Source organism: Terriglobales bacterium, assembly GCA_035764005.1.
In the GTDB taxonomy this organism is placed as follows: Bacteria; Acidobacteriota; Terriglobia; order Terriglobales; family Acidobacteriaceae; genus Gp1-AA112.
The window spans coordinates 1-15,364 of the sequence record DASTZZ010000067.1; the positions used below are offsets into that span (position 1 = coordinate 1).

The 15,364-nt window shown below is 56.9% G+C and carries 10 protein-coding genes; 7 read left to right on the top strand and 3 right to left on the bottom strand.

Going from position 1 to position 15,364, the window contains the following annotated elements:
* Positions 1-254 (bottom strand): hypothetical protein (locus VFU50_10505; GenBank protein HEU5233283.1); only part of this gene is annotated, 254 nt, incomplete at its 3' end.
* A gap of 418 nt (positions 255-672) precedes the next feature.
* Here VFU50_10505 and VFU50_10510 point away from each other — a divergent pair.
* From VFU50_10510 to VFU50_10530, 5 genes are all read left to right on the top strand, one after another.
* Positions 673-4,194, top strand: a complete 3,522-nt coding sequence (locus VFU50_10510) for a TonB-dependent receptor (GenBank protein HEU5233284.1) — start codon at positions 673-675, stop codon at positions 4,192-4,194.
* A 240-nt stretch (positions 4,195-4,434) separates the two neighbouring features.
* Positions 4,435-4,734, top strand: a complete 300-nt coding sequence (locus tag VFU50_10515; GenBank protein ID HEU5233285.1) for a PTS fructose transporter subunit IIB — start codon at positions 4,435-4,437, stop codon at positions 4,732-4,734.
* Between the two features lie 3 nt (positions 4,735-4,737).
* Positions 4,738-7,278, top strand: coding sequence for a phosphoenolpyruvate--protein phosphotransferase (gene ptsP / locus VFU50_10520; protein HEU5233286.1), 2,541 nt, complete (start codon positions 4,738-4,740; stop codon positions 7,276-7,278).
* A gap of 228 nt (positions 7,279-7,506) precedes the next feature.
* Positions 7,507-11,064: a glycoside hydrolase family 38 C-terminal domain-containing protein gene (locus VFU50_10525; GenBank protein ID HEU5233287.1), complete on the top strand. Its 3,558-nt coding sequence runs from the start codon at positions 7,507-7,509 to the stop codon at positions 11,062-11,064.
* A gap of 352 nt (positions 11,065-11,416) precedes the next feature.
* Positions 11,417-12,520 (top strand): IS110 family transposase, encoded by a 1,104-nt coding sequence (locus VFU50_10530; GenBank protein HEU5233288.1) that lies wholly within the window; start codon positions 11,417-11,419, stop codon positions 12,518-12,520.
* Between the two features lie 45 nt (positions 12,521-12,565).
* Here the strand turns inward: VFU50_10530 and VFU50_10535 are convergent, their stop codons facing one another.
* On the bottom strand, positions 12,566-12,730 hold the full coding sequence (locus VFU50_10535; protein ID HEU5233289.1) for a hypothetical protein: 165 nt from the start codon (positions 12,728-12,730) through the stop codon (positions 12,566-12,568).
* A gap of 103 nt (positions 12,731-12,833) precedes the next feature.
* Entirely contained in the window at positions 12,834-13,277 is a 444-nt protein-coding gene (locus tag VFU50_10540) for a GIY-YIG nuclease family protein (protein ID HEU5233290.1), read from the bottom strand.
* Positions 13,278-13,377: 100 nt separating this feature from the next.
* Here VFU50_10540 and VFU50_10545 point away from each other — a divergent pair, with 100 nt between their 5' ends.
* Together VFU50_10545 and VFU50_10550 are read left to right on the top strand one after the other, a co-directional pair.
* Complete coding sequence (locus VFU50_10545; GenBank protein ID HEU5233291.1) at positions 13,378-14,211, top strand: isoprenyl transferase; 834 nt, start codon at positions 13,378-13,380, stop codon at positions 14,209-14,211.
* A 204-nt stretch (positions 14,212-14,415) separates the two neighbouring features.
* Positions 14,416-15,354, top strand: coding sequence for a phosphatidate cytidylyltransferase (locus VFU50_10550; GenBank protein ID HEU5233292.1), 939 nt, complete (start codon positions 14,416-14,418; stop codon positions 15,352-15,354).
* The last annotated feature ends 10 nt before the right edge of the window (positions 15,355-15,364 follow it).

Genomic DNA, 15,364 nt, shown 5'->3' on the forward strand with positions numbered 1-15,364 from the left:
GCTTTGCATGCCGGCAGCTCGACATCCGTTCCACTGCCTGGCGCTTCTCTTCTACCGTCCAACGTCGATATCGCCTCATCTACTCTCCATTCGCTGTAGATAGGGATTTTCTCTCCTGTCTCACTTTTGGGGGTCACTCCAAGAACAGCGATTAGTACAGGGATTTGGAGTTCTGCAGACAAAAAATCACTCAATTCTGCCCAGAATTTGAAAAATTTTCCTTGGGGCAGGGAATTAACAGGGATTCGTGTCATTTGCGCCGCAAGCTCTAGATTTCCAGGAGCTTAGGATGGTTTGCGGCAAGAGGTCACAAAAATATCAGGGATCTTGCAAGGATTTTTTCGTTCCAAATCGGAACTCGACCAGGCCGGACTGCGTTCGAGGAATCGGCGGCCAATTCGGGCTGGAGTTCCTGAATTCCAGCCAAAGATGGTCTTGACATGTTGTCTTCGAATATGCCGACGTTAAGAATTGTTACGTTTGTCCAACAAATGTGCGTTGTCTCCTATTTCATCCTGGCAGCTTGCTCGGCGATACTCCCAACCGTAAGCGAATGTAGAACCCGAAGTGTGTCGTGTAGCTGCGCGCACGAATCGGGTCATTAGGCCGGAAGCGGAAGACGAGCTGGCTTCCGGAGTCATACCAGAATTGCCCAACTGAGAGGGAACGAATATGTCAATTCACGTGCGTCGTTTTCTGCGCTTCGTCCTGTGTGTCGGATCGCTAACGTTCTTCAGTCTGCTCACCTTTGCGCAGTCTGACTTGGGAAGAATTTCCGGATTCATAAAAGATCCGTCAGGCGCCACGATTCCCAACGCCAAGGTCACAGTGGCAAACAAAAGCGGTCTGCAGCGCTCGACCGTCACCAACGAGTCGGGGTATTACACGGTTACCAACGTTCCGCCGGGCCTGTACACGGTGACTGCAGAAGCCACCGGGTTCCAGAAATTTCAAAGCGCTGATAACAAACTCGATCCCTCCAGCAACCTCGTAGTCGATGCAACGCTGTCCGTCGGCGCGACCACGCAAACGGTCGAGGTGTCAGCATCAGCGGTGCAACTGCAAACCGAATCGGCAACAGTGCAGAAACTCGTCAACCGTGAGCAGATTGACTCTCTAGAACTCAACGGTCGGAACCCGATTTTTATGGCCAACCTGGTTCCGGGCGTCCGCGGCACCAACATCGTTGGTCTTTCGATCGGTGTCGGAGGTCTTTCGACCAACATTAACGGTGCTCGCACACCTGAGAGTCTGGTCACTTACGATGGCGCACCCGCTATGCGCACGCGTTCCAATGGCGCTATTCTCGGCCAGCCTGATGTGGACTCAGTACAGGAAATTCAGGTCCTCACGGCCGATTATTCGGCAGAATATGGCCGTTCATCCGGCGGACAGATCCGCATTGTTTCTAAGAGCGGTACGCAGACGTTCCACGGCTCGGCCTTCGAATATGTACGTAACACCATCTTCAACGCGAACTCCTGGTCCCGCAATCAGAACCCGCTTACCCAATTCACGGCTCCGGATCATTACAACCAGTTTGGATACAACATCGGTGGGCCGGTCTATATACCGAACCATTTCAATTCCAACAAAGACAAGCTCTTCTTCTACTGGGGGCAGGAGTGGGTAAAACGTGTCTTTACCGACACGAGCTCCCAGACCGTACCAACGCTCGCCATGCGCGAGGGTGATTTCAGAGAACTTCTGACCAACCCCATCTTTGGGTACACAGCGACTACGGGAGTCATTAAGGACCCGACCACCGGTACGCAGTTCGTGGCCTCGTCCAATCCCGCCGACCCGAACTTCAGCCCTGCCTGCACCGGCGCTGCTACTTGTGCGAACGTGATTCCAGCATCGCGCGTCAGCCACAATGGCCTTGGCATTTTGAACTCCTGGCCGGTGCCGAACCTCACGGTACCGATTGGCAACAACAACTGGACTGCTTTCGCGAAGCACCCACAGAATCAACGCAAAGACACTCTTACCCTCGATTGGAATGCAACCGACAAACAGCGCCTCAGCTTCCATCGTTTCAATTATGCGTGGTTTGAGTACCAGCCATTGGACGGCGGAACGAACGAAACTCCGAAGTTCTTCGATCGGCCGAACTACACTTACTCGCTGAACCATACTTGGACAATCAGCCCGACCAAAGTCAATGAAGTCCTGTTGTCCTACAGTCAGGATGTCGTTCACATCCCCATCGATGCCGCGAACTTCCTGGATCGCACCAAGGGCGCAGCTCAGGGCCCGAATCTCTTCGGCGTCAATTACAACTACATCTTTAATGATGGATCGAAGTTGCTGCCGACTCGTATTCCGAGCGTCAATATGTCGAAGTTTTCCACTCTCAACGGCGGACCGTATCCGTCACACTCCGCCGGCCCGGTTGGTGACCTCTCCGACAGCTTTACCTGGGTAAAGGGAAATCACACCTGGAAGTTCGGTGGCTTGTACGAATACTCAGGTGAGAACGACAACGACGAAATCAACGTATCGGCTTGCTCGACCTGCACCAACAACCAGAATGGCCAATTCCAGTTCGTGGACAGCCGCGCAGGCGGAACGGGAGTAGCGGCTGCAAACGCAGCCCTCGGCCTGTTTGATCGCTATTCAGAAATCGGCCACCGCGCCTACACCGTCTTCCGCGGCAGCATGTGGGAAGCTTTCGCACAGGATACCTGGAAGGTCTCGCAGAACCTCACCCTGACTCCGGGCGTCCGCTATTCGGTGATCGTTCCCTACCATACCTGGTGGGGAAATCAGGCGGTGTTCGATCCGCAGTTCTACGACCCATCGCTCGCAGTCACGGTCGATCCCAATACGGGATTGATCCTTGGCACACCAACCCTGCAGCAGCTCTATAACGGGATGGTCATTCCCGGCAGCGGATTCCCCTCTGACGCCAAGAACCACATTCCTGAAGCCAATACCAGCCAGTGGAACTTCTTGTTCCGCGGAGTGTCGGATCACTACTCCGACATTCAATGGAATGACATTCAGCCACGGTTGGGTGCTGCTTACCAGTTGAATAACAAGACCGTTCTGCGTGCTGGAGCGGGCCGTTTCTACACCCGACTGGGAGTTAGTGACTCTATCTTTCTGGGAGGCAATCCGCCATTCCAGCCAATGGCAAGCTTGACGAACGGTCAAGTGGATGCTCTTGGGCCAAGCTCGGCCTCAGCCATTCCGCTCGTGGTTACCACTCAGAGCAAGGAGTTCCAAAATCCCGAAGCCTGGAACTGGAACGCTTCAGTGCAGCGCGAGTTGCCGTGGAACCTGATTGCCAATGTCGCTTATGTGGGCCGTCGCGGCTTGCATCTGCAGCGCGAGGCGAATATCAACCAACCTACGACCGCTACCATCGCAGCAAACCCGGGGGTTAAGAACATCGACGCACTCAGGCCTTACAAGGGCTTTGGATCTATACGCGAGACTGATAACGTCGCTAATTCTAAGTACAACTCCTTGCAGGCGAGTTTGAGCCGTCGTTTCGTGAACGGCCTGATGTTTGGTGTTTCCTACACGCTTTCCAAAAGCATGGACAACGGCTCCAACCAACGCGATGTCGTTCCTGACACCTACAACACGAGCATGATGTGGGGGCCGTCGGAGTTCGATACCCGCAATATCCTGATGATCAATTACCTGTATGAACTGCCGTTCTTCCGCAGCCAGTCCAGCCTCGTTGGGAAAGTACTCGGCGGATGGCAACTTAGCGGTATTACGCAGTTCCAAAGCGGCACGCCCTGCAGCGCTGCACAATCCAAGGACTACGCTGGCGTAGGACTGGATTCCAACTTTGGTTGCGGCGTCAACGGGCAGTATTTCTCGTGGGACGGCAAGCTCAGCACTCCACATACCTTCGGATCCTCCGGCCAATGGATCTGCTGCGCTTCCGACTTCACTGCGCCCGCTCCTGGAACCTTCGTGACGCAACAAGTTCGCGACATCATCTATCAGCCGGGATTCCAGAATTGGAACATGGGCCTGTTCAAGAAGTTCGCAGTGAATGAACGAGTCAACTTCCAATTCCGCGCTGAGGCCTTCAACGTCTGGAACCACCCGAACTGGGGCGGCACCAGCGGTGGCGGGCTACAGCTCGATCCAACCAGCAAGAGTTTCGGACAAGTGCTGACCAAAGGCAGCGAACGCAACCTTCAACTCTCGTTGCGCGCGGAGTTCTAGCGCGGCGGGAAACCTGCTGTCGTCCACCCGCCAGCTTTCATGGCCCTGGCGGGTGGATGCCGGCTCTTTCTTTAAGAACCGGGGCAGCTCTTACCATCAGCAGAATAGAAACTCAGAGGGATTGCGTTTGGTCGGCTTCCTCGAAGCCGGGAGAACGCAAATCACTTACGGCAGAAGTTCGGCTCTTCCCATTTCGGGGACGACTCGGTTCACTGCCGGAAATTCAAAAAGGGCCAAAGTATGAAGATCGTTGCTGTAACCGCGTGTCCTACGGGGATCGCGCACACCTACATGGCGGCCGAGCAGCTCGAGAAGACCGCCAAAACACTCGGGCACCAGATCAAAGTCGAAACCCAGGGCGCAATGGGAATCGAGAACGAACTGAAAGAGAGCGACATTCGCCAGGCGCAGGTCGCGATCTTTGCCGTCGACATCGAGATCGAAAACCGCGAACGCTTTGATCAAATCAAGGTCATTCGCGTTCCGGTGCAGGACGCCATTAAAGACCCGGTTGGTGTCTTTAAAAGAATTCAAGGCTAGTTCATGAGTCAGGGAGTCTGTAATCCGGTGGAGTTCAAGTTCGTTTGTCCGCTGCCGAATGGACTCCATGCCCGTCCGGCAAGCCAGTTGGCGGAATTCGCCGGCGGCTTTGCTTCAGAACTCTCCCTGACAAACTTAAGAACCGGCGCCGGAGCCAATCTCAAAAGCACGCTGGCGATTATCTCCGCCGATGTTCGCAGCGGCGATGAATGCTCGGTGCGCATCGTCGGGACAGATGAAGAATCGGCACGCGCAGCTCTGCGAGCATATATCGATCAGAGTCTTCCGTTCAGCGATCAACCTTTGAGTGCGCCTGATGAGAGCCGCAAACCGATCGCTCTGCCGCGAGCGCTTGCACACCTTACGATTTCTTATCACTCCGGTGTAGCAGTCAGCGCGGGAATCGGAAAAGGCAAAGCTGTCGTGATAGGCGGGATGCATCTTCCCGAAGCGTTGGAAGAAGAGCGCGCCGAAGATCCAAAACGGGAAGAGCGCAAGATCGAGCGTGCGCTGGCTGCGGTTCGCGAGCGCATTAAAGGCATGCTGTCGCGATCGATGTCACCGGCGGAAGCCGGCGTCCTGAAAGCTCATCTGGCGATTCTGGACGACATTTCACTTTCTGACAAGGTGAGCCAACTGATCGCCGAAGGACGCTCTGCAGGACAAGCCCTTATTGAAGCCGCCCAGCATTTCATCTCCACATTGCAGCAATCAACCAGTGCGTATATTCGCGATCGCGCTGTAGATCTTCAGGAGATTTGCCTGCGGGTGCTGGAAGAACTCTATGGTTCGCGGTTCACTGCTCCGGCACTGCAATTGAGCGAACCCAGCGTGGTGGTGGCGGAAACCCTCGCACCGCAACAGTTGCTCAGCTTTGATTCTCGCTGGCTGCACGGCATCGTGTTGGAGTATGCCGGAACCACTTCGCATACGGTGATCCTTGCTCGCTCTCTGGGAATTCCCACGGTCGTCGGCGTGAAGGATGCTCCTGTGCTCTTTTCTCAGGAACACGACGTGGTCGTGGATGCGAACCGCGGCTTGGTGATTCCCAACGGCACCGCTGCCATTCAGCGTTTTTACGATCGGGAGCGCCGCGTGCAAGAGGCGCGCCAGAATGCGCTGCTTCGCGACGGTTATGGTCGCGCCGCCACCCGCGACGGTCAGCGACTCGAGGTGGCGGCAAATGTTTCATCCGGAGAAGAAGCCATCGTCGCGTTCGCGAACGGCGCTGAGTCCATCGGACTGTTTCGCACCGAGATGCTTTTCATCGGCAGAGATGAGGCGCCGGACGAAGAAGAGCAATTCTCGATCTACCGTGAAGTCGCGCGCTCGGCAGGGAAGCGGCCGGTCATCATCCGCACCATCGACATTGGCGGCGACAAGCCTGTTCCAAATCTGAATCTTCCGGCTGAATCGAATCCCTATCTGGGATTCCGCGGCATGCGCATCTATCAGGAGCACCGCGATCTCTTTCGCGCGCAACTCCGCGCCTTGTTGCGCGCCTCGGCTTTCGGGCGAATCCAGATCATGGCGCCGATGGTCTCGACCATTGAGGAAGTGCTTTGGTTGAAGGCGCAGTTTGCCGAGTTGAAACAGGAGCTAAACGAGACGGGAATCTCTTTCGATGAAAACATCCCTTTGGGGATCATGATCGAAGTTCCGTCGATTGCCTTCATTCTCGACCAACTGTGCACCGAGCTTGATTTCTTCAGCATCGGAACCAACGATCTGAACCAATACTTTCTCGCCGTCGATCGCGACAATGCAAAAGTGGCCGCCCTTTCGCGCGTCCACCATCCCAGTTTTTTGCGCTTTTTGCGGCACATCGTCGATGGAGTTCACGAACACGGCAAATGGGTCGGAATGTGCGGCGAGATGGCAGGCGATCCCGCGAACCTGCCGATCCTGATCGGATTGGGACTCGACGAGATCAGCGCCGCCTCGCCGCAAATTCCCATATTGAAACAGAAGATTGCTGAACTCTCGGCTGCCGAATGCCGGCTCATCCTCGATCGCATGACGAGTGCGGCGCAGGTGAAAGACGTGGAGATGTTGCTCGCGGAAGCGCAATCGCAAGTCGTGGAGCAGGCGCTGCTCTCGACTGACCTCGTGATCGTTGGCTCTGACAGCGAAACGAAAGAAGAAGCGATTCGTGAGCTGGTCGACGCCTTGTACATGGCCGGACGCACGCAGGATCCCGATCGGTTGGAAGAAGTTGTCTGGCAGCGCGAGAGCGCGTACTCCACCGGCTTGGGCCATGGCTTCGCGATTCCGCACTGCCGCAGCGACGCAATCAATGCGAACTCGGTCGCCGTCTTGAAACTCAGCAAGCCAGTAGAATGGGCTGCGCTCGACGGCAAGCCGGTGAGCATGGTGATCCTGCTTGCGGTGCGCGAGTCCGATGCGAATAACAGTCACATGCAGGTGCTGGCGAAGCTGGCCAGACGGTTGATGAACGAATCGTTCCGGCAGGAACTCGGAAGATTAGAGCGGCCGCCGGAGATCATGGCGTTTTTGTCGCGCGAGCTGGAGTTGGGGAATTGAGCTCCGCAACGTCAGTACCGTTCGCGGTAGCGGATGGGTTGATCTGCAACGTCAGTACCGTCCGCGGTAGCGGATGGGTTCGTCTGATTTCGAAGAAAGCACCCATTCGCTACCGCGAACGGTACTGACCGATCTTAATCTGGCATTCAAATTATGGAGAAGCGACTAATGCAGACGATACAACGGCGGTGCATGCTGTTGTTCTTGTCAGTAACTTTCTGTTTCAGTATGGCGTTCGCGCAAAACGCCACGAAATCATCTTCAGCTCAGAATCAAAAAAAATCCGCGTCCGCGGCTGCGCCGCAAGTGAAAGCCCTGCCCCCTGCCTCGCCGGTTGATCTGAGTAAGCAACCGACGCTGTACGTCGTCGGCTACGCGCACCTCGATACCGAGTGGCGCTGGCAATATCCGCAGACCATCGATGAGTATCTGAGCAAGACGCTGCGGAATAACTTCTATCTTTCGGACACCTATCCGCACTACATCTTCAACTTTACCGGGGCGAATCGCTATCGCCTGATGAAGGAGTACTACCCGGAAGGCTTCGCGAAGCTGAAGAAGTATGTTGCCGCGGGCCGCTGGTTTCCGGCCGGATCTTCGATGGAAGAAGGCGACGTAAACTCCCCGAACGCCGAGTCGATCTTCCGCCAGATCCTTTATGGGAACAACTTCTTCCGCCGCGAGTTCGGCGAAGCCAGCAACGAGTACATGCTGCCCGACTGCTTCGGCTTCCCGGCTTCGCTGCCCAGCATTCTGCATCACGCGGGAATCAAAGGATTCTCGACCCAGAAGCTCTCAGCGGCATGGCAGCCGGCGCCGCACGTCGGCGGTCCGGACTCGCCGGAGAAGACACCCGAGGGCATTCCGTTTAACGTCGGCATCTGGGAAGGCACGGATGGCAGCACCATCATCGCTGCGCTCAATCCACTGAGCTATGGCAGCCAGGTTACGTACGATTTGAGCAAGACTCCGCCTCCGCCACCTCCTCCGGATCCCAATTTGACAGAGCGGCAAAACGCATTCCGCACGCGTCCGCAGGAAGACTGGGTGAAGCGCATTCAGATCAACGGCGATCTGACGGGCATAAAGGCTGACTACCACTACGTTGGCACCGGCGACATCGGCGGAGCTCCGAATGAGTATTCGGTGAAGCTGATGGAGGGAATTGTCACCAGATCGAAAGCAGTGATTCCCAATCCGCCGGCAAACCCCCGCGAGTGGGAAGCCGAGCAGGAGCCCGGGAAAGCGGAATCGCAGCCGGTGCAGGTGGGCAATGGTCCGATTCACGTCGTCTGGTCGAAGGCCGACCAGATGTTCATGGACATCCTCAAGTGCTGCAAGACCGACAAGATGCCGCGCTACAAAGGCGATCTTGAATTGATCAACCACTCCGCCGGCTCCCTTACATCCGAGGCTTACCAGAAACGCTGGATGCGCAAGAACGAGCTCCTCGGCGATGCCGCCGAGAAGGCTTCTCTCGCCGCAGCATGGCTTGGAGGCAAAGCGTATCCGCAGGATCGGCTCAACGCTGCATGGACGCTGGTGATGGGCGGACAGTTCCACGATCTGCTTCCCGGCACGGCGACTCCGAAAGCATTTGAATTCGCGTGGAACGACGACATCATCGCCATGAACCAGTTCGCCGGCGTGCTCAAGAGCGCGACCGAAACTGTGGCTTCGGCGTTGAATACACAAAGCCAGGGCACACCAGTTGTCGTTTACAACCCGCTCAACATCGAACGTGAGGATGTAGTTGAAGCGCACCTGAACTTCGACGGTGGCGTTCCCAAATCGGTTCGTGTAACCGGTCCCGATGGGAAGGAAACGCCGGCGCAGGTTTCCGAAGACGGCGAGGGTAAGGCCAAAGTCGTGTTCGTCGCGAAGGTCCCGTCAACCGGCTATGCGGTGTTCGACGTTCAGCCCTCCACTGAGGCCGCTCCCAATTCGGAACTGAAGGCTTCGGAATCTTCACTTGAGAACGCGCGCTACGTCGTAAAGCTGAATGGCGATGGCGACGTCTCCAGCGTCTTCGATAAGAAACTGAACAAGGAACTGCTCTCCGCTCCGATTCGTCTCGCGATTTCCACGGATAATCCCGAGCACTGGCCGGCGTGGAACATGGACTTCGAAGACGAGCAGCGCGCGCCGAAGGCGTACGTTGGTGGCTCGCCGAAAGTTACTGTCATCGAAAACGGTCCGGCTCGCGTTGCTCTTCAAATCGAACGCGAAACCGAAGGCTCGAACTTCGTGCAAACGATTCGACTGGCTGCGGGCGATGGCGGCAATCGCATCGAGTTCGCTAACAAAATCAACTGGGACACTAAGGAAGTCAACCTGAAGGCCACGTTCCCGTTCAGCGCCGCCAACAAAATGGCGACCTACAACTGGGATGTCGGCACGATTCAGCGTCCGAACGAGGAGCCCCGCCAATTTGAAGTCGCTTCGCATCAGTGGATCGATCTCACCGATCAGAGCGGCAGCTACGGCGCAACGGTTCTTACGGATTGCAAGAACGGTTCTGATAAGCCGAACGACAACACCATCCGCCTCACGCTCATTCGCACTCCGGGCACGCGCGGCGGATATCACGATCAGGGCACGCAGGACATCGGCCACCACGACATCCTCTTCGGAATCGCCGGACACGATGGCGACTGGCGCTCCAGCCAGACCGATTGGCAGGCGCAGCGCTTGAACGATCCGCTGGTTGCCTTCGAAGCCACCAAGCATCCTGGCTCGCTCGGCAAGCAGTTCTCGCTGGTGAAGGTAAACAACAGCCGCATTCGCGTGCTGGCGCTCAAGAAGGCCGAGCACAGCGACGAGATCGTCCTGCGCGCAGTCGAGCTCGACGGCAAGCCGCAGAACGATGTCCGTTTTACTTTCGCAGCGCCGGTAACTGCAGCGCGCGAAGTCAACGCGCAAGAGCAGCCGCTGGGCGCCGCGCATGTACAAGGCGGAGCACTCGTTACGTCATTTACCGCATACGAGCCGAAAACCTTCGCCCTGCGAATCGGCGCCGCTCCGAAGAAGGTTGCCGCTCCTCAGTTTGCTGCGGTGAAGCTGCCATATCAGGTGTCGGTCGCGACCTACGATCACCAACCCGCTGCCGGATGCTTCGACTGCTCCTACGATCGGCCGACGCAACCGCAAGGCAAAGCGCTGCCCGCGGAAATGCTGCCGGAAAAAATCGACTACGCGGGCGTGACCTTCACACTCGCGCCGTCAGCCAAAGCCGACGCGGTGATCGCCGAAGGCCAGCAGATCAAGCTGCCCGCAGGCAAATACAACCGCCTTTACATTCTCGCTGCCGCTTCGAACGGCGATCACAAAGCGGATTTCAAAGTGGGAGACAAAACCGCCAACCTGAACGTGCAGGAATGGACCGGCTTCGTTGGTCAGTGGGACGACCGCATCTGGAAAGAGGTCATCGAGAATCCGGCAGAGATCGGACCACCGACGTACAACCGTCATCCGCGCGTGGATGAATACGGCGAGATGATTGGGTTGCGTCCGGGCTTCATCAAGCGCGCCGACATCGGCTGGTACGCCTCGCATCGTCATGACGACGCTGCTCGCAACGAGGCGTATCAGTATTCGTATCTGTTCGTTTACCCAATCGATATTCCTGCGGGAGCAACTACGCTAACGCTGCCGCACAACCACAACATCAAAATCCTCGCTGCGACTGCAGTAAACCAGGCGCAACAAGCCTGGCCGGCGCAGCCGCTGTACGACGTGCTGGAAGGCGCAGAAGCGCAGAACCAAAGCCAGACGGCAATGAAGTAAACAGAACCGGCGGCGGTAGCCGCTGGGCCGGAGATGGCCGAATGGCTATCTCCAGGTGCACTTTGCCGCGCGCATTTTCGCAACGCTCGGCAGGTCGATCAGCCTGTCATCCTGAAGCGCGTTTTTTGCGCGAAGGATCTCCCGAGATGCGTCGTTCTGAAATGCCGCCGGTATGGCTCCTCGGCAAAAGTGCAGCTTGGCCGAAGAGCCAAGAAAGTTCACTTTACTTTGAACATTCCCGGAGATCCTTCGCGCAAAAGATGCGCTTTGATTACATAACCACGACGGCTCCAGACGCCAAGTAGACTGAGGTTGCTTAAAGACCAAGTCGCTCGGGCGAAAGGAGCCAGTCATGTGGATTATAGGCTGTGATTTTCATCCGAGTGGTCAGCAAGTGTACGCGGTGAACCAGGAAGGCGGCGAGGTAGTGGAGCAGTGGCTGCAGCATGGAGAGAGTGAGGAGGTGGACAAGTTTTATTCCAGCCTGCCGCCGGGCAGTGAAGTGGGGGTGGAGACGAGTGGGAACATGCGCTGGTTCGAGCGCAAGCTGGCCCAGTACGGGCACAAGCTGCGTATCGGAGACGCGGCCAAGATCCGGGGCAAGGACACGCGCAAGCAGAAACATGATCGGCGCGATGCTGAGCATATCTGCCAGCTGATGCTCAAAGATGATTTTCCGGAGCTGGAATGGGTACCGACGCTGGAAGAGCGCGATCTGCGGCAGTTGCTGCTGCACCGGCACAAGCTGGTGCGGATGCGAGCGCAGGTAAAGAACCAGTTGCAGCATATTGCGCTGAATCAGGGCCGGCAGAAGAAGTGGCAGCTATGGACCAAAACGGGACAAGAGCTGCTCCGGAAGCTGGAGCTGGAGCCATGGACAGCGCGGCGGCGGGACGATCTACTGAAGCTGCTGGAGTCGCTGAACGGATACTGCGAAGGGCTGGATGCGGCCGTAGAGCAGGCGGCCCAGCAACGAGCCGAAGCGCGTCTGCTGAGGACGCATCCGGGAATCGGGCCGGTGATCAGTTTGGCGGCGGTGCTCACGTTGGGCAATGTCGGGGAGCGGTTTGAGACCAGTCGCAAGTTGGTCAGCTACCTGGGATTGAATCCGGCGGAGGATTCCAGCGGCAAGCGCCGGCGGCTGGGCTCGATCAGCAAGCAGGGCAGCAGCTTTATGCGCTTGCTGCTGATCCAGGGAGCGCAGACGGCGGTGCGCGGGGACGCGGAATTAGCCAGGCAGTATCGTCGCCTGGCGGTGAAGAAGAACAAGGGCATCGCCAAGGTGATGGTGGCGCGCAAGCTGGCGGTGCGCGTGTTCTGGATGCTGAAGACGAACAAGACGTATCCGGAACTGGTTCGTATGCGGGGTAGCTCGAGTCATCCTGTGGTCGCAGGCAAAGAGACCGACGCTTTGAGTGAGCGCCCCGCCTCCTCATCAGGCCGAAGCAGAATCTAGGCCGGAGACGGTGAGGAGTTTGCACTAGGAATCATGGTCGGAGTATCAGACCGGATAGATGGTTGGTGGAACCAGACAAGGGTTTCCATCGAGGGATTCAAGCAAAGCACGAGTGACCTGGTCTTGAGCAAAAGCAACAACAAAACCAACGGCAACCCCTTCCTGATAAGGGAAAAGCGCCGGCGCAAAAACAACATCGCTCGTGCTCACGGGAGAGGTGTCGCCCGCAGAGTTCAAAATCAGATCTTGACAGAGCCGTCGTGGTTATAGACAGGATGACAAATCGTGTTTTGTCATCGTTCTGCTACAAGCATCACGATCCACCACTCGCGGCCATTGCCTTGGGGTTGTTCGCGCCGAGCATTTTGCGCAGCGTCTTGGGAATTTCAATCCTCTTGAACTTCGGCGTGGATTTGTTTGTCGCGCGTGGGATAGCAGCTATGAGAATTGCCTCCAATTCCAGCATTTTTGCTCCTGCATTTTTGACCGTCTTTTGAAGAGCGAAAGCCGAGAAATAATCCCAGTGCGGATAGTACCGATCAGTCACTTTATTGGCGTGATCGTGAAGACGCCTAAATAGGTCACCCGCCTTGCCCACGTAGTAAAGTTCGTCGCCTCTATAAAGGATGTACACGCCTGCCACGCGCAGGTCCTGGATACTCTTTATGTGAAGACGGCCACTTTCGTCTTTGAAACGAAAGACCTCACGCGGCCACATTCGGAAAAATTTGAAATCCTTCAACGCTATATTCGACATCCCACCCCTCCGGGCCGCGAATTCTAGCATGACCTCATAGGAACCTTCCCTCTCACTTTGCCACCCACCCTCCGACCGTGTTAACGTACTACTTTGCGGCATGAAGCACTTGCACCAAAACAGTGGCAGGGTTGAGGAGCTGTTAACCAAGGAGCGGGAGATCTACTCGCATCTCGATGCTTCGCGTTTGCCTCGGCATATTGCCATCATCATGGATGGCAACGGGCGATGGGCGAATCGGCGGCATTTGCCGCGGTTTGTGGGGCATCGGTCGGGGGTGCAGACGGTGCGGGGCGTGGTCGAGACGGCGGCTCGCATTGGGCTTCCCTTCCTTACGCTTTATGCGTTTTCGGCGGAGAACTGGAAGAAGCGTCCGGCGGCTGAAGTTGAGTTCCTCATGCAGCTTCTGCGGCAGTACCTGAAGCAGGAGGTGCCGCGGCTGAATCGGAACAATGTTCGGCTCACGTACATTGGGCGCATCTGGGAGCTGCCGGAGAATGTCCAGCAGCGGTTGAAGTGGGCTGAGGAAGAGACCGCCGGCAACACCGGCATGGTGCTCACGCTCGCGCTCAACTACGGCGCGCGCACAGAGCTTGTCGATGCCTTCCGCTCGATCATCGACGCGGCGCGCAACAACGGCGGCATCGATCATCTGCACATCGATGAAGAGCTGGTCGCGCGACATCTATATGGAAGCTTGCCGGATCCTGATCTGGTGATCCGCACCAGCGGCGAGCTGCGCGTGAGCAATTTCCTGCTTTGGCAGATTGCTTATGCGGAGATCTACGTGACCTCCAAACTGTGGCCCGACTTCGAGGGTACCGATCTGCTGCATGCCATCGCGGATTATCAGCGGCGTGAGCGCCGGTATGGCGGGTTGGGGTCGAATGGGAATGGCCATCATGCCCGTGAACTCGTCGGCGCGCGCAAGTAGCCTTTGACGGCACTATCCTTCCACGCGCGCGGGTGATGTAATCAGAACCGTCGGCGGTAGCCGATGGGGCAGCCGCTTGTTTTGCGGTTGCGCTTCACGAGAATTCCAGCAGCATCGAGACATTCGGAGCTGGCCTTGGCGGCCATCTCCGACCCATCGGCTACCGCCGACGGTTCCGTTGCGCAGTGCCGGCCACCATAGTCTATGCAGCGAGTGCTTACAGCTCTAATTCTGATTCCCATTGTGGTACTGGTGGTGTTTAAGGCGCCGTTTTGGCTTTATGCACTGGTGCTTGCTGTTTTGGCGATGCTTTGCACGCAGGAGTATTTGAAGATCGTCGAGGCGCATCAGCTTCGGCCGCTGCGGATTTTGACTTACTTGGCTGTGCTTGCTGTTTTGGGCGATTACTATCTGTCGATAGCGTTGCGCGGCCAGCGTCCATCGGGCGCTACGGGCTGGCAGATGACGCGCGATCCTTTCTTTCAGTACACGGTGCTGCTTGTCGTTGTTAGTTTGGCGCCGCTGATTCTGCTGGCTTGTGCGATGCACCTCGAAGATCTGCGGCAGGCGCTGCCTTCGGCTGCGGCTTCTTACATGGCCGTGCCTTACATCGGAATCACTTTGGGATTCCTGCTTTTCGCGCGGGGGTTGATTGCTGATGGCGCGTTTGCCGTCTTCTTCTTAATGCTGGTGGTTTGGACAGGCGATATCTTCGCTTACTACGTCGGGCGCGCGATCGGAAAACATAAGCTGGCGCCACGCATCAGTCCGGGAAAGTCTTGGGAGGGTGCTGGGGCGTCGATCATCGGAAGCATGATTGTCGGCACGCTGCTGCTGGTGTACAACACGCCTGTTGCTCAGGCGTTCACGAATTGGAAGTTGTTGGGTCATACCAGTGCCCTTTCGGGAATCGCGCAGCCGAAGCACAACGCGGTTTGGGTGGCCGTGCTCGCTTCGGCGTGTATCAATATCGCGGCACAGATTGGCGATCTGGTTGAGTCGATGATGAAGCGCGGCGCGGGGATGAAGGATTCGGGCGCGCTGCTTCCAGGCCACGGAGGCGCGCTGGATCGCGTGGACGCGCTGCTCCTGGCCTCTCCGATGCTGTGGTACTATTGCTCATTCGGCCTCATCCACTTTTAGGAAAACACCA